The sequence below is a fragment of the Cohnella terricola genome, assembly GCF_007786475.1.
Classification (GTDB): Bacteria; Bacillota; Bacilli; order Paenibacillales; family Paenibacillaceae; genus Cohnella; species Cohnella terricola.
In genome coordinates, this window is sequence record NZ_VNJJ01000002.1 from 128,421 (window position 1) to 148,809 (window position 20,389).

Annotated in this window: 19 protein-coding genes; 4 read left to right on the forward strand and 15 right to left on the reverse strand. The window is 51.9% G+C overall.

All coding sequences use genetic code 11. From position 1 onward, the window contains the following. The first annotated feature begins 10 nt into the window (after positions 1-10). Both FPZ45_RS03840 and FPZ45_RS03845 read left to right on the forward strand, forming a co-directional pair. The gene (locus FPZ45_RS03840; protein ID WP_144698625.1) at positions 11-331 is read left to right on the forward strand and encodes a heavy metal-binding domain-containing protein; all 321 of its coding nucleotides are present in this window, start codon (positions 11-13) and stop codon (positions 329-331) included. Between the two features lie 2 nt (positions 332-333). Further along, positions 334-579, forward strand: a complete 246-nt coding sequence (locus tag FPZ45_RS03845; protein ID WP_144698627.1) for a hypothetical protein — start codon at positions 334-336, stop codon at positions 577-579. 376 nt (positions 580-955) lie between these two features. Here FPZ45_RS03845 and FPZ45_RS03850 read toward each other — a convergent pair whose 3' ends face one another. The 5 genes from FPZ45_RS03850 to FPZ45_RS03870 form a co-directional block, all read right to left on the reverse strand. After that, complete coding sequence (locus FPZ45_RS03850; protein ID WP_144698629.1) at positions 956-1,660, reverse strand: ATP-binding cassette domain-containing protein; 705 nt, start codon at positions 1,658-1,660, stop codon at positions 956-958. A gap of 24 nt (positions 1,661-1,684) precedes the next feature. Continuing rightward, positions 1,685-2,992: a hypothetical protein gene (locus tag FPZ45_RS03855; RefSeq protein WP_144698631.1), complete on the reverse strand. Its 1,308-nt coding sequence runs from the start codon at positions 2,990-2,992 to the stop codon at positions 1,685-1,687. A 25-nt stretch (positions 2,993-3,017) separates the two neighbouring features. Then, on the reverse strand, positions 3,018-3,791 hold the full coding sequence (locus tag FPZ45_RS03860; RefSeq protein ID WP_144698633.1) for a hypothetical protein: 774 nt from the start codon (positions 3,789-3,791) through the stop codon (positions 3,018-3,020). A gap of 55 nt (positions 3,792-3,846) precedes the next feature. Continuing rightward, the gene (locus FPZ45_RS03865) at positions 3,847-4,218 is read right to left on the reverse strand and encodes a GntR family transcriptional regulator (RefSeq protein ID WP_144698635.1); all 372 of its coding nucleotides are present in this window, start codon (positions 4,216-4,218) and stop codon (positions 3,847-3,849) included. 126 nt (positions 4,219-4,344) lie between these two features. Then, positions 4,345-7,446 (reverse strand): ATP-binding protein, encoded by a 3,102-nt coding sequence (locus FPZ45_RS03870; protein WP_342780021.1) that lies wholly within the window; start codon positions 7,444-7,446, stop codon positions 4,345-4,347. A gap of 189 nt (positions 7,447-7,635) precedes the next feature. Here FPZ45_RS03870 and FPZ45_RS03875 point away from each other — a divergent pair, with 189 nt between their 5' ends. After that, positions 7,636-9,030, forward strand: a complete 1,395-nt coding sequence (locus tag FPZ45_RS03875) for an MATE family efflux transporter (protein ID WP_425456944.1) — start codon at positions 7,636-7,638, stop codon at positions 9,028-9,030. Positions 9,031-9,180: 150 nt separating this feature from the next. Here the strand turns inward: FPZ45_RS03875 and FPZ45_RS03880 are convergent, their stop codons facing one another. From FPZ45_RS03880 to FPZ45_RS03915, 8 genes are all read right to left on the reverse strand, one after another. Further along, on the reverse strand, positions 9,181-10,341 hold the full coding sequence (locus FPZ45_RS03880; protein WP_186438219.1) for a mannitol dehydrogenase family protein: 1,161 nt from the start codon (positions 10,339-10,341) through the stop codon (positions 9,181-9,183). Further along, positions 10,326-10,880, reverse strand: coding sequence for a glucose-6-phosphate isomerase family protein (locus tag FPZ45_RS03885; protein ID WP_144698639.1), 555 nt, complete (start codon positions 10,878-10,880; stop codon positions 10,326-10,328). Before FPZ45_RS03885 ends, FPZ45_RS03880 begins: the two co-directional genes overlap by 16 nt. 24 nt (positions 10,881-10,904) lie before the next feature. Next, positions 10,905-11,699 (reverse strand): glucose-6-phosphate isomerase family protein, encoded by a 795-nt coding sequence (locus tag FPZ45_RS03890; protein WP_144698641.1) that lies wholly within the window; start codon positions 11,697-11,699, stop codon positions 10,905-10,907. Positions 11,700-11,780: 81 nt separating this feature from the next. After that, positions 11,781-13,217, reverse strand: coding sequence for a xylulokinase (locus FPZ45_RS03895; RefSeq protein WP_144698643.1), 1,437 nt, complete (start codon positions 13,215-13,217; stop codon positions 11,781-11,783). After that, positions 13,214-14,224, reverse strand: a complete 1,011-nt coding sequence (locus FPZ45_RS03900) for a zinc-dependent alcohol dehydrogenase (protein ID WP_144698645.1) — start codon at positions 14,222-14,224, stop codon at positions 13,214-13,216. Before FPZ45_RS03900 ends, FPZ45_RS03895 begins: the two co-directional genes overlap by 4 nt. Before the next feature lie 17 nt (positions 14,225-14,241). After that, the gene (locus tag FPZ45_RS03905; protein ID WP_144698647.1) at positions 14,242-15,060 is read right to left on the reverse strand and encodes a carbohydrate ABC transporter permease; all 819 of its coding nucleotides are present in this window, start codon (positions 15,058-15,060) and stop codon (positions 14,242-14,244) included. A gap of 18 nt (positions 15,061-15,078) precedes the next feature. After that, the gene (locus tag FPZ45_RS03910; protein ID WP_186438220.1) at positions 15,079-15,999 is read right to left on the reverse strand and encodes a carbohydrate ABC transporter permease; all 921 of its coding nucleotides are present in this window, start codon (positions 15,997-15,999) and stop codon (positions 15,079-15,081) included. 95 nt (positions 16,000-16,094) lie between these two features. Further along, entirely contained in the window at positions 16,095-17,444 is a 1,350-nt protein-coding gene (locus FPZ45_RS03915; protein ID WP_144698651.1) for an ABC transporter substrate-binding protein, read from the reverse strand. A 233-nt stretch (positions 17,445-17,677) separates the two neighbouring features. On the opposite strand from FPZ45_RS03915, the gene FPZ45_RS03920 reads away from it, so the two are divergent. After that, positions 17,678-18,454 carry a DeoR/GlpR family DNA-binding transcription regulator gene (locus FPZ45_RS03920; RefSeq protein WP_144698652.1) on the forward strand — a complete coding sequence of 259 codons (777 nt, stop codon included), beginning with the start codon at positions 17,678-17,680 and terminating at the stop codon, positions 18,452-18,454. Between the two features lie 202 nt (positions 18,455-18,656). On the opposite strand, the gene FPZ45_RS03925 is transcribed toward FPZ45_RS03920, so the two are convergent. Next, on the reverse strand, positions 18,657-19,322 hold the full coding sequence (locus FPZ45_RS03925; protein WP_144698654.1) for a FusB/FusC family EF-G-binding protein: 666 nt from the start codon (positions 19,320-19,322) through the stop codon (positions 18,657-18,659). 236 nt (positions 19,323-19,558) lie between these two features. Then, a complete protein-coding gene (locus FPZ45_RS03930; RefSeq protein WP_246120308.1) occupies positions 19,559-20,386 on the reverse strand; it encodes a carbohydrate ABC transporter permease in 828 nt (275 codons plus the stop codon). Between the last annotated feature and the right edge of the window lie 3 nt (positions 20,387-20,389).

Sequence of the window (20,389 nt, forward strand, 5' to 3'; positions counted from 1 at the left end):
AGTGAATGACATGTTAGTCGTAACAACGGAAAATATCGCAGGCTACCGTATCGATCGGGTATTAGGTCACGCATTCGGCGTTACCGTAAGAAGCCGCGGTCTTGGGGGAAATATTACGGCTTCGATTCGCAGCGTGTTCGGAGGAGAAATCAAAGAATACACCGAGATGATCGAGGATGCTCGCAAATCCGCCATTGACCGCATGATTCAAAACGCGCATGCCATGGGCGCGAACGCCATCGTCATGATGCGTTTCGATTCGGGCGAGATCGGTCAGACCATGTCTGAGATCGTGGCTTACGGAACTGCGGTTATCGTAGAAAAGGCGTAGCCATGACCATGACATTCCTCGCGGTTCTCTACTTTATTTGCGGCCCGTTGGTCGTCGTCATATCGATCATCGGAACGATCATTTATCGACGCAATCGATTAAAAAGATCCGTGAACGAACCCCCTTTCGAATTTCAAAAAACGGACGAAGTCTTTATCGATCCGACGACAGGCATTAAACAGCAAGTCTGGTTTAATCCTCGTAACGGGGAACGTTATTATCAGAATATCGAAGACAAGAAAAACTGACCGGATTCATGTAAGAAAAACCGTCAGGGATAAGTTCGTTCCCTGACGGTCCTAATGAGTGTGTTCGCTCCTTTTAGTGATGTTTCTCATCGTACTTGCTCCCCATCAGTACCCCGCGAGGCGGAAGTACGATGTTTTTCATCACTAATCACCCCTGAGGCGAATAAAAAGTGGAGGCTCGCTCCTCTTAGCGATGTTTTTCATCGTACTTGCTCCCCATCAGAGCCCCACAAGGCGGAATTACGATGTTTTTCATCACTAATCACCCCAAGAACCAAAAAACGAAAAGGATGAAGACCTGTATCACCCCTGGAAACTTATAAATTCTATACTGTTAAAAAAGCTCAAGCCGATGACCGGCTTGAGCTTTTGAATTTCAATGGTCATAAAAAGGCCTTGTGTTTCTCACCTCTTGCATGACGTCCGCCAGGCTTTTTCCCTGCTCCCTTATATCGTCGATATAAAGATCTTGCCGGATCAGCCCTTTAAAAAGGATTACGGCGCGGTCGATGACGTTCTCGATCTCGTCGATCAGATGCGTCGTGATCAGCAGCGTCTCGTCGCCCTTCAGACCGGACATCATCAGCTTCAGCGACTCTCGCCGCGCGAAAATATCTTTGCCCACGAACGGTTCGTCCATGAAGAAATAGTCGGCTCTTTTGGCAAGGCCCGCGCTGATCTCCAGCTTCATTTTTTGCCCTTTGGAGAACGTTCTGATCCTCCGATCGGTAGGCAGCTCGTAACGCCGGAGCAGCTCATTAAAGTATTCGAGATCGAACTGGGGGAAGAATTCCGCCAGAAAATGCGCGTATTTCTTCGGCGTCAGATGAGGCAGGAAGCTGCCCTCTTCAGTAATAAATGCCATTCGCTCGTATTGTTCGCCGACGGATTTCCCTTCGATCGTAATCTCGCCGTTTTGCAGTTCACCGATTCCCATGATTGATTTGAGCAACGTCGTTTTCCCGCTCCCGTTCTCTCCAAGGATGCCTACGATCTCGCCTTTGCGGATCGTTAAGCCGTGAACATACAACAAGGCATTGCTCGTCGGATATCTTTTATCTACGTACTTAAGTTCGATCACTGACGTTCCCTCCGCATTCCAGTCTTATTCGATCGCAATATTGGCGAAATACCGATAATCCATCTGATCATAGCCAAAACCGCCCATTCCGGAATAAAGGTTATACGTCCGTATGTTGTCATCGTTCATCTCGGTCATCAGCTCGCCCTTGTAGATCAACTTCGAATGCTCATAGACATATACGTACATATGTTTAGGACGAGCAACTTCATAGCGGGTGCGAGAATGTTCATTTTCCGGCTCGCGCCACGATTTGATCACGTACAGCTTGCCGTTCCGGTAGATCATATCCTTGATCCCGCTGTACGTATCCTCTTCTCCGTCGTTCAAAAAGGCATAGGTCGTATCCGCAAGATTGACTCCGTCCGTAAAATCAAAACTGAAAACCGTCGTATTCCTCCGTTCTTCTCCGGAAGAAACGGTGCGAAAGCTCAGCGTCAGTATGGGGCGGTCCCGGTCGATATACGCTTCATATCCTTCGGAGTAGGCCGCGGCGCCTGCAGGCAGTTGACTGTCCGGTTTTCCAGACAAGAAGAAGACCTGAACCGAGGCTTCTCCGAGCAGTTCCCCGGTCTCGTTATCGTAGCTTCTAATATACAGCTTGTTGTTCTCCACGGTAATTAGGGCCAATCGACCGTTTACGGCTTCAAGGCCGAGAATTTCCATGCCCGAGCTTCCGTCCGGCTTCTTCGCTTCCAACGGAATGTCGACGACTTTACGGGGATCATACACCTTCGGATTCGCGCCGGGTCCGAAACCCCAGTCGTAGAATTTCAGTTCATAGATCCCGCTCGAGCCGGTGAAATAAGAAGATAAGGGAGCAGTAAAGTATACTTTATCCCCGATTTTCGCCAAGCCGTATTCCGGCGAATTCGCCAGCGTGATACTATCGGCTCGCCCTTCGGGATCATGGTAAGCAACAGGCAAGGTTACTTCCGCATTACCGACGGGAATCGTATACCAATACTTGAGTTTGCGCGACGTGAACTTATACGTTGAGGTATAGTTCTCAACGCTGTATTCCATTCCGTCTTCTGTTCGCTTTGATCCGCCAAAAGCGTAACGGTATACATAGGAATTATTCGGTTGCCTGAAAAGCTCCGTATTCGCGCTGACCTTTCCCCGATCAATGTCAAATGCCATCCGGTGCACGCCGTCTCTTAATTCTCCGCCGAACTTGATGTCCGCGATCGCTTCCCTGTTTCCCTGCAAATCTTTTAATTCGATCATGCCCTTGTCTTTTAACCCGTAAGCGTTAACGCCAAAAGCGATCACGATTACCAGTGCCGCAACCAGCGCGGGAATGGCGGCGTGTTTCTTGATTCGATCCATCTCGTTCCCTCCTTCCTTCTCGTAATTATGCGACTGCGCCCTTACGTACGATACGAAGCCCGTGCCAGATGAAAAATCCGCTTAGAACCAAGAGCAATGCGCTGCTTACATATAAGGTCTTCGGCTCCATATAATGGAGCTTCTCATTCATGCGGTATCCGATTACGCTGATGGCGATCCATGCGGCGGCAATAATTGCGGCGAATCCGTAGAACTTCCTGCTCCGCTCGCAGAGCGCGCCATAATAGAATCCCGTAACGGTAACTGCTAACAATGCAAACGTAGATAACATTCTGCTGAAGCTCAAAGGGAGCAATAGGCGGAAAAACTCGGAGCGGATCATCGCCAAGAAATAACCGTTATGCACGACGAACATTCCCTCTCCGTAACTCGCCACCTTATTGGCATAGATAGCATAACCAAGCCGGATGCCGATCAACTGCGCTGCAAGCAACAGGAGAAGACAAGCCGCGAACACGATAACTTTGCTGAAGTACAGCGCCTCGCGCTTCACAGGAAGCGTTAAGTACGTATAGACGCTCTTGCTGCCCCAATAATCCGCATAGACCGTCACCAGGAAATAGGCGCAAATCAGAGCGAGAAAAACGAGAAAAAGCATCGCGCCTCCGGACGAAGCGTAAAGCTCCTCGAAAGGGGCGTTCACGGTAAACTCGTTGTAATTTTTCAAACGGTCTTGTATCGCAATCTGCGGCAAAATGACGGCGGCGGCGCACAGCACCGCGATAAACATAAGCCACTTGGCAAACTCGATGTTGACGAGACGGTATAACCCCTTCATGTCGCTCAGCACCCCTATTGTATTATAGATATAGTACAAGCAAACGAAAAAAAACTCACTCCCAGTTCTCGCTGATCAGCTCCACGACCGTCTTGAACGACAGATTGATTTCTTTGGCCGATTCGACGAACGATTTAACCAGATCCCGGGTCAATTGTTCTTCGATGCGGCGCATTATCGTCTCGTCGACATAAATGACACTCCCGAGCGTACTGCTCGTTCGAACGAAGCCTTCATCCTCCATCAGCTTAAAGGCTTTCTGCACCGTGTTCGGATTAATGCTAAGCTGAGCGGCGATCTCGCGCCTTGAAGGCAGCTTGTCTCCGGACACCGCTCTGCGCAGCAGAATTTGCCGTTTCACGTACAAGACCGCCTGCAAATATACGGGGTCCTTGTGATTCAGCTTTAGTTCGTAGAAATTCAACACGCGCTTCTCACCTGCCTATCCTCCATTGTATTATGTCAGTAATACAATGGTAATGTCAATCCTGCTTATAACATTGAAAAACGCGATCAGCCTGTTCGCTGTCGCGTTTGATAAAGATCCAACCGATTAAGATTTGTTCACCGTGAACGAAATCGTTGTTCCCTGTCCCTGTATGCTTTGAATATGAAGGCCCTGCCCGTACCGGCGCTTTAATCGAAGATCCGTATTCAGAAGACCGACTCCGGAATAACCGGCTGAGGTTCTGCTTTGCAATCGTTCCAGCGTTGTATGGTCCATCCCGACGCCGTCGTCCTCGACCGAGATCTCTGCGTGCGTCTCTCCATTCCGGATGCGGATCAGCAGTTTGCCTCCACGGGCGCGCTTCATAATGCCGTGAAGGACGGCATTCTCGACCAGAGGTTGAATCGTCAGCAACGGTATTCTCAGGTCCCGGCAATCGTCGAGCTCCCATTCCACGTTTAACCTGTCTTCGTAGCGCTCCTTCTCTATGAAAAGATACGAGCGAACGATGCTTAATTCCTCCTCGATGGGGACCGGCTCGTCGATATTTCGAGGTCTGAACTTGTCCCTCAGCAAATGGCCGAACGTCTCGAGCAGCTTGCGCATCCGCTCCGTATCGATCTCGCTCAGCGCGGCAACCGAATTCAGCGTGTTGAATAGGAAATGCGGCTGAATTTGGGCCTGAAGCCACGATGCCTCCATTCGCAGCCGCTCGCGCGCGGATTGTCTGACATCGGTTAACGCTTTAACCCGCGATCTCATCTCCAGCGGATCAACCGGCTTCGCGACATAATCGTTGGCGCCGGAGAGAAATCCGTTCTCAATATCCTTCGGCAGGCTTCTTGCCGTCAGGAGGAGAATCGGAAGCTCGGCGATCGTGAACCGTTGACGAATCGTGCGCGACAGCTCGTATCCCGACATTCTCGGCATCATAACATCCGAAATGACCAAATCCCATTCTTTCTCATCCAATACGTCCAATGCTTGATATCCGCTTGTGACCGTCGTGATCTCATAATGTTCCTGCCCAAGAATCGTTTCGAGCACTTTCAGGTTCACCGGGTCGTCGTCGACGACCAGTATTCTCGGCCGATCCTCGTAGCTCCCAGACTGCCGCTCTGAATCCCTATCGGACGGGACGGCTGGAGCGACGGCTGAAGCGACCTCCGCGAAAGCGAACGAAGCCAAGTCCAGCTCGTCTTCTCCTGGGATAACGGCAGAATCGGACAGTTGAAGCGTAAAGGAAAATTCTGAACCTTGACCGGGAACGGAGCTGGCATGCAACGTGCCTCCATGCAGCTCCGCCAATTGCTTGCTAATGCTCAGCCCTAATCCGAACCCTCCCTCGACCATCGTCTGGCCGGCATCATGCTGCTCATAAGGCTCGAAAATACGCCGCATCGTTTCCTCGTCCATCCCGATGCCCGTATCCGCAACCGTAATTAGCGCCCTGCCATCCTGTACGCGGCCGCTTATCGATACTTCTCCGTCGCCGGTGTACTTCAGCGCGTTGTGAAGCAGATTAAAAACGATCTGGATGACCCTGTTTTCATCGGCGATCACTTGCGGGAACTGATCGGGAATGCGATTCAATAGATGAACCCGCTTGCCTTCCGTCATGAATTGGAGCATGTCGATTACGCCGGTGGCGACGGCATGCACCGAGAAAGGCCGGAAGTGCAGCCGAGGAGTTCCTTCCCTTAGACTCATCGAATCGAGTAAATCGTTCAACATCAGCGACATCCGCCGTCCGACGGACAGTACGGTCTCCAAATCCTTGACGCTGCTGACTTGCAACGAAGACCGCTCTCTCTCCAGAACGGCTTGAGACATGTTGAGAACGCCATGCAGCGGATTTCTCAGTTCGTGGGACGTATTAGCCAAAAACTCGTCCTTCAGCTTATCCGCTCTACGCAGCTTCTCCGAGAGTTTCTTCGATTCCTCGAGCGCTTGAAAATATCGTCTGAACCAGACGGACGCGAAACAAGTCGTCGATAGGATAAGGTCAAACGGATAGTATACGACTTTAATCCCCGTAAACATGAGCAAAAACCACCAAACGAGATGGCTTGAGAACGCGATCAGGGACATAAGCAATAACACGTTGTCCTTGATATTCTTCATCGACTCGCGGAGCAATGATCCCCCGGCAGATAGAATAGATAGGGCAACGCACGCCGTATATAAAGATTGGATCGTCACGAGAGGCTTGGCTGGCAGCGCGAGCGCCAGCAATCCGGCGACTGCGCAGAAGATTGCGAATGCCTGAACGGGCTTGCGCCAGGAAACCGGAAGTTGCAATCTGACGCATTGGATCAAAGAATAGGCAATGACGGCCATGGAGAGGTGGACCAATTTGAAGCCCCACTCGTAACCGATCGGAAACCAGACATGAATAAGCTTGTCATCGCTTCCTAGCTGAAACATCAGCATAGCGCCGACGAGCAGCAGAAAGAAGTAAAGCAATCTGACATCCCGGTTTCCGATGAAAAATAATATGAGCGCATATGCGCCATGCATCAAGAAAACGACGGCTACCATCAGTTGCATGTTTATCGACAACTGCGTCTGCTTGGCAATCGCTTTCTCCGTCCCGAACTTCATCGAACGGACGATTCCGCTTTCCCTTGGATCTTTGTAGTTGGCCGCTTGGACAACGACCTCGATGATGCCGCTGCTGCCGGAATGAAAAGAAGCGGTGTACGGAACGTTGCCCGCGGCATACTCGTCCTCTGCCGCTCCCGGCTGCCCCGAAGAGGCCAGCAAGCTGCCGTTCACGTACAAAGCGGACGAGCTGCGAACGCTCGGAACGCGTATGCTGTATAGGTGGTCCTTCTCCGGATTAACGAGAATGCGCAGCCGATACGTGCCGTAACCGTAAGGCTCGCGACTTTCCGGATTCAGGTGCGCGTTCCAGCTTCCCGGAACATGAATGTAATCGGGAACGCTTGCGGCGGGTTCCGTTCGGTTCGCTCCTTCAATCAGCCAAGCATACGGGTAAAACTCCCATTGACCATCTAGCGTCAAGGGACTACCCGCTTCGGCGTTCCAATCTCGCAAATCCAACTGTCCGTTAACCGCATGCGGTTGATCCGCGCCGTTAAACGCTGTAATCCAAAGAATGCGCGAGCCTATCAATATAAGGACGAACAGGGAGAAACCAACGGCGAGTTTCCGTCTTTCCATCTTAAAATAGGTTCTTAACAAAACAACTAGACTCCTTAAATCGCCTGTATCATAGGCAAATCGATTGTTAAAAATCCTTGGATATGGAAAGTATACCCTAACTAATCAGCCCCGTTCAATCGCATAGACGAAAGCTTTTACAGACTTTGAGGATTGGAGTAGAATACAGGTAGTCTTTCATGTCAGACAAAGAAAAGCAGTGATGATCCATTGAGCCAGACAAGCGCAGCCATACGAAACAAAGCGGAATTCCTGCTCGGCAAATACTTCACGGGGAATTCTATGGATTACAAGCAATTATTCGGAATCACGATACCGATTTTTGTCGATACCGCCTTCATCGTGCTGATGAGCATCCTGAATACTGCAATGATCAGCTCTTCCGGCGTTGCCGCGATCAGCGCCGTTAGCACCGTGGATACGCTGAATTTTTTCATTATCAGCATATTTATCGCCGTGGCGACCGGAGGAACCGTTATTGTCGCGCAATATAAGGGAAGCGGCAATCCCGGCATGGTGCGCCGCGCCGCAGCCCAAGCGATAACGGCTGTAACCGGATTCGCTCTCCTCATCAGCATTGTCGTCATTATCTTTCATGCCCAGACGTTAGGCCTGCTGTTCGGCAATGCCGAGGCCGACGTGTTCGACAAAGCGACGCTGTACTTGATCGGGAGCTGCATCTCGCTTCCTTTCCTCGCGGTTGAGCAGTCCGTCGCCGGTGTTCTTCGAGGCGTATCCGAAACGAAGGCCAGCCTCTATCTTTCCGTCATTATGAATCTCGCTTATATGGTTTTGAACTTCGTTTTCATTAAAGGTTTCGATATGGGAATCATCGGCCTGTCCATCTCGCTCATTATCGCGCGCGGCATCGGAGCGATCGCTTCGTTCATCTACTTGCTCAGATACAACCATACGCTTCAATTTAAGATGAGAAAGCTATTTCAACTCGACGCAAGCATTCTGAAGAAAATGATGTTCATCGGACTGCCGTTCGCAGCCGAGCAAATGTTCTTTAACGGCGGCAAATTATTGACGCAAACCTTTATCGTCAAATTCGGCACGATCGCCATGACGGCCAACGCGATCGGCGGTTCGATCGCGATGTTCTTGCAGATTGGCGGCAGCACGCTAAGCATCGCGATCGTGACTGTCGTAGGGCAGTGTATCGGAAGAAAAGACGTACAGGATGCCAGGAAGTTTATCAAATCATTCCTATGGTTGTCCTTTATCCTATTTACTTTGTTGACCTTACTCAGCTTGCCTCTCTTTCCGCTGCTCATGAAATTGTACGCCGCGCCGACCGAGGCAGTGCCTACCATCTATTGGCTCTTTTTGCTAATGGCCGTTTCTCAGCCTATTCTATGGGCATTCAGCTTCATCACGCCCGCGGCGTTGCGCGCGGCCGGGGACTCGAAGTTCACGTCCATCGCTTCCTTGCTTACGATGTGGCTTTTCCGTATTAGTCTGGGTTATATTCTAGGCATCGTTCTTGGGTACGGGGTCATGGGGATATGGGTGGCCATGATTGCCGAGTGGGGCGTACGGGGATTGATCTTCGGCTTGCGATTAAGAGGAGATAAGTGGTATAAGCATAAGCTCGTGTAAGTCGCTGCCATTGTTTCAGATTTATTAATCTATCGTAAAGGGACATTCTCCTCTTGCCCGGGAATGTCCCTTCGCGTTCCATCCATTCAAACGGGACTGTCCTTTCGGGTCCCTTACGGTACCAATCAGGACAGTCCCTGGAATGCCGGACTATTCGCCGAGCCGCTCGCTTACAAGCTCGCACAACTTTCGGCCGGCCGGAGTCGTTCCCCACAGCCCTTCAAGCTTCGCTTGAAGCTCGGCCGCGGATTGCCCCTCGCCGTCCGCCGTCCGAACGAGCTTCGCCAAAAACTTCGCGCCCTCGCCGATATCGACCCCGTGTTCTTGCAGCTTGATTAAAGGCCATGCGAACCGTTCATTCAAATCGAGCTTGGCCCACAAGTTTCTCGCCACCGTGTCCAACTCTCTCGGTATCCCGGAATTGCTTAACCGACTCTTGTATTTGCTTCTCCACTCTTGCAGCTCGGAAGAGTCGCAGTCGTATTCGAGCTTGAGCATCTCTTGAAGCAAAGCCATGTAAGGCTCGATCATCCGGTTGATGTCGTCGCTTCGCGCTGCCTCGAACAAATACGTTTTGCCCTCCCCCTTAGCTAGGAAGGAAATAGCGTCGGCATACGTATTGAGCAGCAGCCGTTTTCTGGCGAAGTCTCGTTCGATCCGAGCGACCGATGGGATGAGGGTGATACCTGTCTGCGGCGCTTCGTTGGCGTCGACCGAGCATTCGTGGAACGTTTCGGCTACTACATTCGTGCCTTCCGGCCAGTTCGCCGTGCAAATGCGGTCGACGATCGTATCCGGAACGGCTATCCGCCGCAAGCGGGCGCTTTGCTCCTCGCTTGCGGCCGCCTCGACCAGCAAGCTTCTGAACAAGCTCCCAACGTTCTCGATGTTTTCGCAGCAAATAACCATCCGATTTTCCCCGTCCAGCTCGCCCCATGTTTCCGCCAGCGCCCGGGCAACGTGAACGAGATTTTCCCGGCGTACCGACGTCGTCACCACATTTGCACTTTTCAAATACTCCGCTACTCTGTCCCTGTCGGCAACCGGGGAGAGCGCCTCCCGGATTCGGATTTCCCGTTCCCCATCCCCGCTCTGGTCGTCCGACAGCTTCAGCCTGTACCCGCCCTCGCGGTTCAACTCGCGGTTCAGTTCCTCGTTCGTGTCAAGCACAACGACTTCGTATCCGCTCTCGAACAGAAGAGGGACCACCATTCCGCGTCCAAGCGCTCCCGCGCCGAAATGCACGATCGTTTTCAAATTCATTCCGCTCGCCCTTTCCGTTTCGACAAAGGTCGTTATTTGTTGCTCCATATGGCGGGAGCTCCATTCTCCTCTACGATCCGCACGGAGAACCCTTCCTTCGCCAACAAATCGTAATCGTATCCGGCATCGGCGAGCCAGCATGCCCCTACAACGAGCGGGCAATCACCGATGTTCACAATCCGGTGGGCGGCATGCCCGGGAATATAATGCAAGGAACCCGGTTCAATTCTCACCGTGCTCGCCTGCCTTCGTTCGTCCATCGTCACCAGCACGCCTTTGCCCGAAATTCCCCAATAATATTCGGCCCTATTGCGTATTTCGTGAAAATGTCCTTTCGTCATGAAATATTCCCGACCGACCTTACCCGGAGTAACCGTACTTGTGCCGAACAACAACCCGCCTTCCGCGCTCCCGCAAGAGTTGTGCAACTGCACTTCGTACACGATTTGCTCAGGATCCATGGAACGGTACGCAGTATCGTCCATGAACAAGCCCGGCAAATCTTTAAGCCTCCGAACCGATCCGGCGACATTCTCGCCCCGCAAACGGCCGTTGTCCGAAACGAAAGCTCCGGAAGAAATAATCATAAGCACTGCACCTGCCTTACTGGATTACGGAGCGAAGGCGATCCATTCCTTCCCTTTTATGCCCGGCTTGGACACGAATCGGAACAAATCCGGATCGTCTTCGAACTGCTCGTAAATCGGCTTGTTTTTCCGGATACCCAGGCGCGAATAATCACCCGGCTCTTTCACGATAAGCTCGGAAAGGCGATAGTTTTCGTTCCGCACCCACCGGATATCCCCATTGTCTTCGACAACCGGATACCAGGCAAGTCCTTTGTGCGCTTTGACGTCGTCGTATTCGAATCCGTATTCCCTGTCGCACCACGCTCCGAAAGTTAACGCCTGATTCGGATCCGCACTGATTGTCGCATGAGCCCAGAACGGCGGAACAACAACGACGTCGCCTGCTTTGGCAAGGACGGCGAAGCATCTTCCGGGATCATCCTCGGCTTTTTCCTGCATATAAATATAGGCTTTGCCTGACCAGATTTCATAGATTTCCGGAGGCGACCAGCCGCTATGCTCCGATACGCGATGGATATGACCCTGGCTGCGGACCGGCTCGTCCCCGATTCGGCCGGACGCGTAAGTGACGATACCGAACAGAAGCATGCGCTCTTCCAGCACGCTCCGATGCCGCTCCTTCGCCACGTCCATCGCGATCGAGTAGACGACTTCGGGGCCGTCGGAATCTGGATTTCGCAGACTTCCGCGGATTTGGTCCAACGTCCGCCGTTCCGGAGCCGGACCGTATACGCCATCTCCATATTTGAATCCGAGCGGATTCTGTTCAATTTCTACATCCAGTCCCGGATAATAAACCGATGCACGTTCGCTCATGATGCTTTTCTCCCTCCGTTCCGGTTCAATCGGTTACCTATGCGCATTGTTCTCTCTACTCCTCTTCTGTCTGCAAGCTTTTTAATGGAGAATTCGTTCGGCATACCGCAAAAAATTCGAATAGCGTTCCGTAACTTGTTCGGCGTAATTCTCGTCGCCGCGTACAAGATGATTGGGCGGCGTTTCCGCGATCGCGAGCGGATCCTTGTTCTCGACGCCCGCTTTGGCGCAGAAGAAGGCGCCGAGACCGGTGGAGGAAACCGGATTATCCGCGACCAGAATCGGTTCCCCGAACATGACGGCCAGCAGCTCCGCAATCTCCGGCGATCCTAGCATTCCTCCTGAAAACAGCAGCGGCCGGTCAGGCGCCAGCAGTTCGCCTTTTCTGAAAATATCTTTGATCGACCGTAGGTGGAAAGCGACTCCTTCGAAGACGGACGTATAAAGATCGTTCCTTCCGTGCCACGAAGCCATATGGAGAAAAGTGCCGCGAGGCTCGCTAAACCAATGAGGCGACCTCTCGCCGAACATGTAAGGAAGGTGGTACGGCAGCTTAGCGTCCGGGTAATGGCCCAATTTCGCTTCTCCGAGCAAGCTTTTCGCCCAGGATAGCGCCTGTCCGGCCGCCTGCATCGAACCGGTCGGCACGTATCCGTGGGCATAGGCGTAAGTGAGCAGTCCCGCGTCCTTCTCCGACGGCGGACGGTCGCTGTAAGTGCTGATCCATGCCGACGTGCCGATCTGGCAATACCCTTGCCCGAACCTCGTAATGCCTAGTCCCAGGCACGACGATGGCCCGTCGCCCATTCCGATGACGACCGGAATTCCGGCGGTAAGCCGCAATTGCCGCGCCATTGCCGGCAACAGCGCGCCCGCGACGGCGCTGGACGGAACGATTCGGGGCAGGACGTCGAGCGGAATGTTCAGAGCCCGGCCGATTTCGTCCGACCATTCGCGCGTGCGGATGTTCATAATACCGGTCCCGGACGCATTGGTAATATCGTTCACTTTGGCGCCTGTCAGCCGAAAGGCGAGCCAATTGGGGGCGTCGAACATCGTGCTTCCGGGCAGAAGCTCCGGATAATGCTTCTGAATCCAGAGCAGCTTCGCGAATGGCAGCCCGGAATCGAACCGCTGGCCCGTCAGTTCGTAGAACCAACTATCCGTAATTGCCGAAGAGAGCGGCTGAATGACGGATGCGGACCTTCTGTCCTGCCAGGTCATGGCGGGCAGCTTCGCGTGGCCTTCGGAATCGGCCAGCACGCAACCGCTCATTTGACCGGTCAAGCCGATCGCCGCGACGGCAAACTGCTCCCCGTATTCGTTCATAAGCAAGGCCGACGTGGATATGGCGGCCTTCAGCCAGTCTTCCGGATTTTGATCCGCTTCTCCGTTCGATCCGAAACGGACTTCGTACGCCGCCTGCTCCGTTGCGACGATGCTTCCGTCCCAATTCCATAAGCACGCCTTCAGCGAGCTGGTTCCGATATCAAAGGTAACGATCGCGTCTTTCTTCACAGTTCAATCACGACCTTTAAGCTTTTTTGCGCCGCCGACGCGGTTTCGAACGCTTCCTGCGCCTGACCGAGCCCGAAGCGGTGCGTAATAAGACTGGACGTCCCGAAACTATGGACGTCCGATAGCTCCAGCAGCTTCGGATACGTGTGGGAGTAACGGTACGAGCCTTTGATCGTCACCCCTTTGTAAACCAAATCCATAACGTCCAGCCCGAGAGGTTGGCGGGACAAGCCGATCAGCAGAATGCGGCCGCCCTTGTTCATGGAACGGAAGGCGCTCTCGATGACGCCCGGATGTCCCGTCGTATCGATGACGATGTCGGCCGCCGGAAACTCGGCGTCCGCATCGCCCGAAACGATCGCCCGGCCAGTATCGATTCCTTGCCGTCTCGCCAGATCGAACCGTTCCTTGCGGTTGTCCAGCACAAAACATTCGACATGAGGATGAAGCTGCCGGATCAAGCCGCAGGCTAGCAGCCCGATCGAGCCTGCACCTAGAACTAGCGCGCTGGACGCTTGTCCGAAATCGGTGCCCTCCATCGCCGCGTACGCAACGGATAGCGGCTCCAACAGCGCCCCTTCGTCCAGCGACATCCGGTCCGGCAATTTCCAAACGGCCGACTCCGGCCAGACGACCCTTTCACGCAGCGCTCCGGGATAGCCTTTGGAAGCCATAAACTGCATCTTCTCGCAAAATTGATACTGATTCCGCGCGCAATAAACGCACCGTCCGCACCATATGCCCGGCTCGATCGCCACCCGATCGCCCGGCTTGACCGAAGTTACGTTGTCTCCCGTCGCGATGACGACTCCCGAAGCCTCGTGACCGAGGACGATCGGAAACTGCACCTTCGTCGAATGGGAGCCGTGCAGAAAGTAATGAATATCCGAGCCGCACAGCGTTACCCGCTGCACCTGAACGAGCACTTCGCCGTCCCCGGGCCGGTTCGGCTCTTCGACTTCCTCAACCGACAAGCTCCGCGGGGCGTTCAACAAGACCGATTTCATTCCGCACAACTCCTTTCTTATTTAAGCCCCATCGAAAAGCCGCGAACGAGATACTTTTGCAGGAAAATAAGCAAAATGATTTGGGGCAGCGTCGCCATCACTGAAGCCGCCGTAATTTGTCCCCAGAGCGTTCCGGTCGGCGTAATGAATTGGGCGATTTGGACGGGCAGCGTCTTGTTGCCTTCCTCGGTCAGCAAAAACGAGAAGGTGAACTCGTTCCAGCATTGAATGAAGATGAATCCTCCGGCCGCTACGAGTCCCGACAAGTTGAGAGGAAGCGCAATCCGGAAAAACACCGTTACCCGGTTCAAGCCGTCCAACATTCCCGATTCGTCGAAATCGATCGGAATGTCGTCGAAAAACCCTTTGACGATCCATACGCACAGCGGCAAGTTGGCCAAAATCAGCATGACGATGAGCGGAATATGGGTGCCTGTCAAATGAAGCGTCGTCCAGAACAGAAAAAAAGGAACCATAACGACGATCGGCGGAATCATCTGCGGCGATAAAATCCATAGCTGCGTATTTTTAAGCGGTCTTCCTTCCCATCTGGAGAAGGCGTAAGCAGCGGGCGCTCCCAGCAAAATCGTGCCGAATGTCGCCAGAAGCGAAGTTTTCAAGCTGTTGAAAAACGGGCTGAAGAAATCTTCTTCGAAAATCGTTCGGAAGTTGTCCAGCGTCGGCGTGAAAATAAATGACGGCGGCATCGACAGCGCATCGACGGGATGCTTGATCGAAATCGTGTAAATCCAGTAAATCGGCAGCGCGCAAAATGCGAGCATCAGGACGAGGAACAAAAAGTATAAAATATTCCAAGGATCGCGTTTCGTTGTCATCTCATTTTCACCACCTGTCTATACGGCATTTTTCGGAAAGAGCGCCTTGAAGAACGCGAGCAATATGACGTTGAGAATAATCAAATAAACGAACGACAATGCGCCGGCATAGCCGAAGTTGTTGTTTACGAAGGCAACGTTGAAAATGTGAACGTTCAGCGTCTCCGTTAAATTGCCCGGCCCTCCCCTTGTCGTCATATAAATTTCAGCCCAAACTTTGAAGCTGAATATGATTTTCAATATGATCGTAATCAAAAAGTTCCGTTTCAGCAGAGGGATCGTAATGGACCAGAACGTTCTCGTCCTTCCCGCTCCGTCGATAGACGCCGCTTCGTACGGCTCTGCCGGCAAGGCTTCGAGACCGGCCAAAATCATCAAAAAGATAAACGGGGTCCATTGCCATACGTCGATGGCGACGAGCGATGAAAACGCCGTGGAGGCGTCCCCGAGAAATCCGACCGAATACAAGCCAAACTTGGACGCAAGATACGAAAAAAATCCGTTGGTCGGACTGAACAGCTGCGCCCACGTTATTCCGGTTACGACGGAAGGAACCATAAGCGGCAGCAGGACGATCGTCCGAAGCCATCTCGAATACCATTTGTTCAGCAGCTTGTAAGCCGCGATCGCCGTCAGCGTTCCGAGAACGAGCTCCAGCGAGAGCGTAACGACGACGTGCTTCATGGAAATCCAGAATGCGTGCCATGCGTTTGCGTCAGTCAAAAACGTACCGAAATTGGCGAGACCGATGAACTTCATCGAACCCTTTTCCATCGTGTTGTAAGAGGTCAGCGATACGAAAAGCAAGTATACCGTCGGATATATCGTTAGGATGAAAATAAACGCCAAACACGGGACCAGCATCCAAAACAATACTTTGTTTCTTTGCGACAACCGTTTCAACGGGTTCAATAGTCGGACTTTCAAATGATCTCCCACCCTCTGACTCCTTGGAGGAAACATGTCCGGCCAATCCGCGGCTCGCTTATGCGCCAGCAAACCGCCGTTAAGAGCCGGACATGCGTTCGGTAAAACTATGGAGTGATTTTAATTTCTTCCTGCGCTTTTTTCATGGCCGCATCGGCTGTAAGCGTCTTGGCGGTTACGGCGGACACGAGAGCTCCCAGATCGTCGCCGACTTGAGTCCAGTTTTTGATCATCGGACGATAATCCGGAGAAGCGATGTTGATATTGTCGAAAGTCACGTCAGCCCAATTGCCCCAGGAGCCGAACAGGCTGCGGTAGCTTTCGTCCTGCCAGACGGATTGGCGGGCGACGTCGGATCGGGAATGCTCGACCGCGGATTTGAGTTGTACTTCCGGGCTTAGCGCCCATTGGATGAATTTCCATGCCGCTTCTTTTTTCGCGGAGTTTTTCGGGATATACATGCCCCACGCGGCCAGAGCCGGGAACGATCCGTTCGGGCCTTTCGGAAGCGTAGCGTACCCGACATTGCCGGCAACCGCCGATTTCTTCGAATCCTCCAGCGATCCCGCAAAAGTGGACGCGTCGATCATGAAGGCCGCTTTTCCTTGCGAGAACGTATCGAGCGCTTCCTGCCATCCGATGCTGGAAGCTCCCGGAGGGCCGTAGTTCGTCAAGATGTCGCCGTACCATTTCGTCGCCGCGACGCCTGCTTGCGAATCGAAGTCGTTGGCGCCGTCTTTAAGAAACTCGCCGCCGAAGGAACGGTAAATACCGGTCCAGATGAAAATATTAAGCCCGTTGCCTCTTTGTCCGCGCAAAACGATGCCGAATTGGCCCTTTTTCGGATCATGCAATTTTTTGGCGGCTTCCATCAGTTCGTCCAGCGTTGTCGGAACCGGAACGTTGGCGTCTTCCAGCATTTTTTTGTTGTAGAACAGCTCCGTTGTCTCCGCGTAAAGAGGCAAAGCGTACTGGACGTTGTCCTTGCTCATTTGTTTAAGCGCTTGCGGCATGAAATCGTCCAGCGCGAGCCGTTCGTCGTTCGTTGCGTTTTTGTCGGCGATCAGCGCGCTTAGATCGGTTAGCATTCCGCCGTTATTCCATTGGCTCAAATACATCGGATCGGCCATGCCGACATCGATCGATTCGCTTCCTGAAGTTAAAGCCACTTGTTGCTTATCTAATATTTGAGGATACGGCAGTACATTCAGCTCCACCTTGATTCCCGTTTCTTTCTCGAAATCCGGAATGAGAGGCTTGAGTGCGTCGATTGCGGGATGGTATTGCGCGTAAAACGTAATTTTCTCGTTCGTCTTGCCCGGAGAACCTTCCTTCCCCGTACTTTCGCTGCCCGGCGATGACGATGGACCATTATTGGAGGACGAGCAGGCCGTCAGCGCCAACGTAGAAGAAAGCGACAGGACGAGCGTGGTATGAATCCACTTTTTCGTTTGCATGTGAACACCCCTTATAATTAGTAGCCTTTCCTCTCTGAAACGGTGTTATGAAATAGTAGAATCTCACCTCCGAAGTGATATAACATATCAAAATTAATGTTATTTTGAAGCTTAATTGGTATTTTATATCGTTATAAATAAAATGTCAACGGTTACATTTCAATATTTGGAATAGTAATTTCCAAATATAAAATAGAATGATATAATGTAACACAAAGGGGAGGCCTGATGAATTGAGTTCCGATGTTCGCAAAATCCAAATGGAGAAATATATTGAACAGCATTCCGACGTATCGGTGTCCGAGCTGTGCGAGTACTTCAACATTTCCAACATGACCGTCTGGAGAGATCTCAACTCTCTCGAGGAAAGAGGCATCATCATCCGAAAGCACGGGCGGGTCATGCACGTCAAAGCTCTGACGAACATTCTCGAGCCGAAATTCGCCAGCAAGCAGTCGCTGTATAATGCGGAGAAAGAAATGATCGCCAGATATGCGGTAAAGCATTTCGTTCGTGATAACGATATCATCGTGCTGGAAGGCGGAACGACGATTGCCCACATGGTTCCCCATCTTAAAGACAGTAAAATCACACTGCTGACCAATGGGCTTGACGTCATGAACTTGGCCGCCGAGCACTGCCCCAAGGCGAACCTGATGGCTTCGGGCGGATTGTTCCGGCAAACGTCCCGCACGTTCGTCAGTTCGCAGGCCGAAAACTTTTTCCAAAAAATCAATTCGGATACATTCTTTTTCAGCGCGTCCGGTCTGTCGCTCGATTCCGGCATTACCGACCCGAACCCGCTAGAAATCGAAGTGAAAAAAAGAATGGCAATAAGCTCGAAGCAAAAGGTGCTGCTCATCACTTCCGACAAGTTCGGCATCAACTCCTTGGCGGAAGTTTTCCCTCTGGATGAAATCGATCATCTCGTTACCGATCAGAACGCTCCGGAATCGATGATCGAGAAGCTCGGTAAATACAAAATAGAAATTCATATCGCCAAGGAATAGCAGCCCGAAGTGCTAAGGCGAATTGGGCCTGAACAAGGCTTCAGCCATATATTGCGCCATGCTGTTGGACAACGCTCGCGAGGAAATAGCTATGGCGCAAACCGGTTTTCTTCAAAAAAAAGAAGCTATCCCAAAACGATAAATCGCTTTGAGACAGCCCCGTAGAAGCAGGAATGGTAACTTCGATATCGTGTAATTCGGCTTAAGCCTCGTAATTCCCCGTCACGTCATAGACGAATTTCTCCAACATAGCGACATCAGTAATGTTCTTGTTGCACGCATCGCTGTTCACGCACATATAGTTGCCGATCGCCTTGTAGTAATCAGGCGAAGCTTTAGGAGGCTTCGCTTTCGTAATGGCCGAGAATAACGCAACTTCCTCTTGCCGATTGCACAAAAAACAGACGCCTTTCTTATTCGTCGGCGTATATCTTCCTTCGATGCCGACGTATTGCCCGTTCAGTCGATACACGATAAACAATCTATTCGACGCAATATCGGTCCAGCCCAGGTAAGTGATATTCCGAAAATCAACAGTGGTCAAGTCGGGAACCTTCAGCTTTTTGATTTTCGGAAACAGTTTCTTGAGCTGCTTCTCCTCCAAAGGTTCAATTTCCGTCCGAAAAGGCTCCAACGAATCCAAATACTGTTGAAATTCTCCCCTCGAATTCAACGCGGCAAACCTCCGCAGCAGCTGCTGTTGAAGTTCCGACGCCTCGGGGAACGCTTCAAGCACTTTCGTTTGAGTGCCGATTCTAACCGATTCCACCACTTTCGGATCGGAAACGGTATTGCAGGTATTCTGAAGATGACCTACTTGCTTATTGATCAAGTTGAATTGATGGTTTCTAATGAATGGTACGAGCATTTGCTTTCATCCCCTTATTTGTAATCAAAATAAAAAATAAGGTGCAAAGCCCGTTATTAGAAACGATATGAGCTTATTGGGGCGACTTCGTTAACTGACCGCCCATGCAAAGTATCGCCCTAATGTCAGGCTCTGCATGAGCTGCTTCTTGTACCGGCAAATTGATTTGCCATTTGTATCGACCTCCGTTCAATAAAATTATAAAACATTCCCCCATTAGCTTCAATTACATCCGCCTATTTCATCCCGCTTAGGGCGATGCCCTGAATAATTTTTTTCTGGAAAATCGTAAAAATCGCGATCAGCGGAATCACGGATACGGTCGCTCCCGCCATGATCTGAATCCAGCCGTTATTATCCTTAAGCTCGCTTGAGAAATATACCATGCCGACCGGCAGCGTATATCGGTTTTCCGTCTGCAGAACGATAAACGGCCAAATGAATTGATTCCAGTTCGAGATGAAGCTTAATATCGCTAACGTAGCCAAGGCTGGTTTCATCAGCGGGAGCGCGATCCGGGCGAAAATGCTCCACTCGTTCAAGCCGTCGACGCGGGCCGCATCGAGAAGCTCCGAAGGCAGCGACTCCATGAATTGACGCATCAGAAAGATGCCGAACGCAGTCAACAGTCCCGGCAGCAGCAAGCCGGCGAACGTATCCGTCAGCGCCAGCTTCGTCGCTAGCAGATACCAGGGAATGATCAGCATCTCCGTCGGGACCATCAGCGTGCTGATAATAAACAGAAAAATAAGTTTACGGCCGGGAAACGAAAATTGGGCCAATACATATCCGACGGCGGTATCGAACACCAGCACGGAAGCCGTCGTCGCAACCGCAGCAATTGCCGTATTCGATATCCACGTGCCGAAGGGTGCCTTATCGAAAATATAAGAATAGCTCCCCCAACTCGCCGGCGAAGGAAACAGGCTCAGGTCATACAAATTCTGCGGCAGCTTAAAAGAGGTGGCGGCCATCCACAGCAGCGGGAATAATGTGATCGCCACGCCCGCGATAAGCAGCAAATACCGCGCGACCGCAAATGTATCTTTTCTCGAAGCTATCACTCG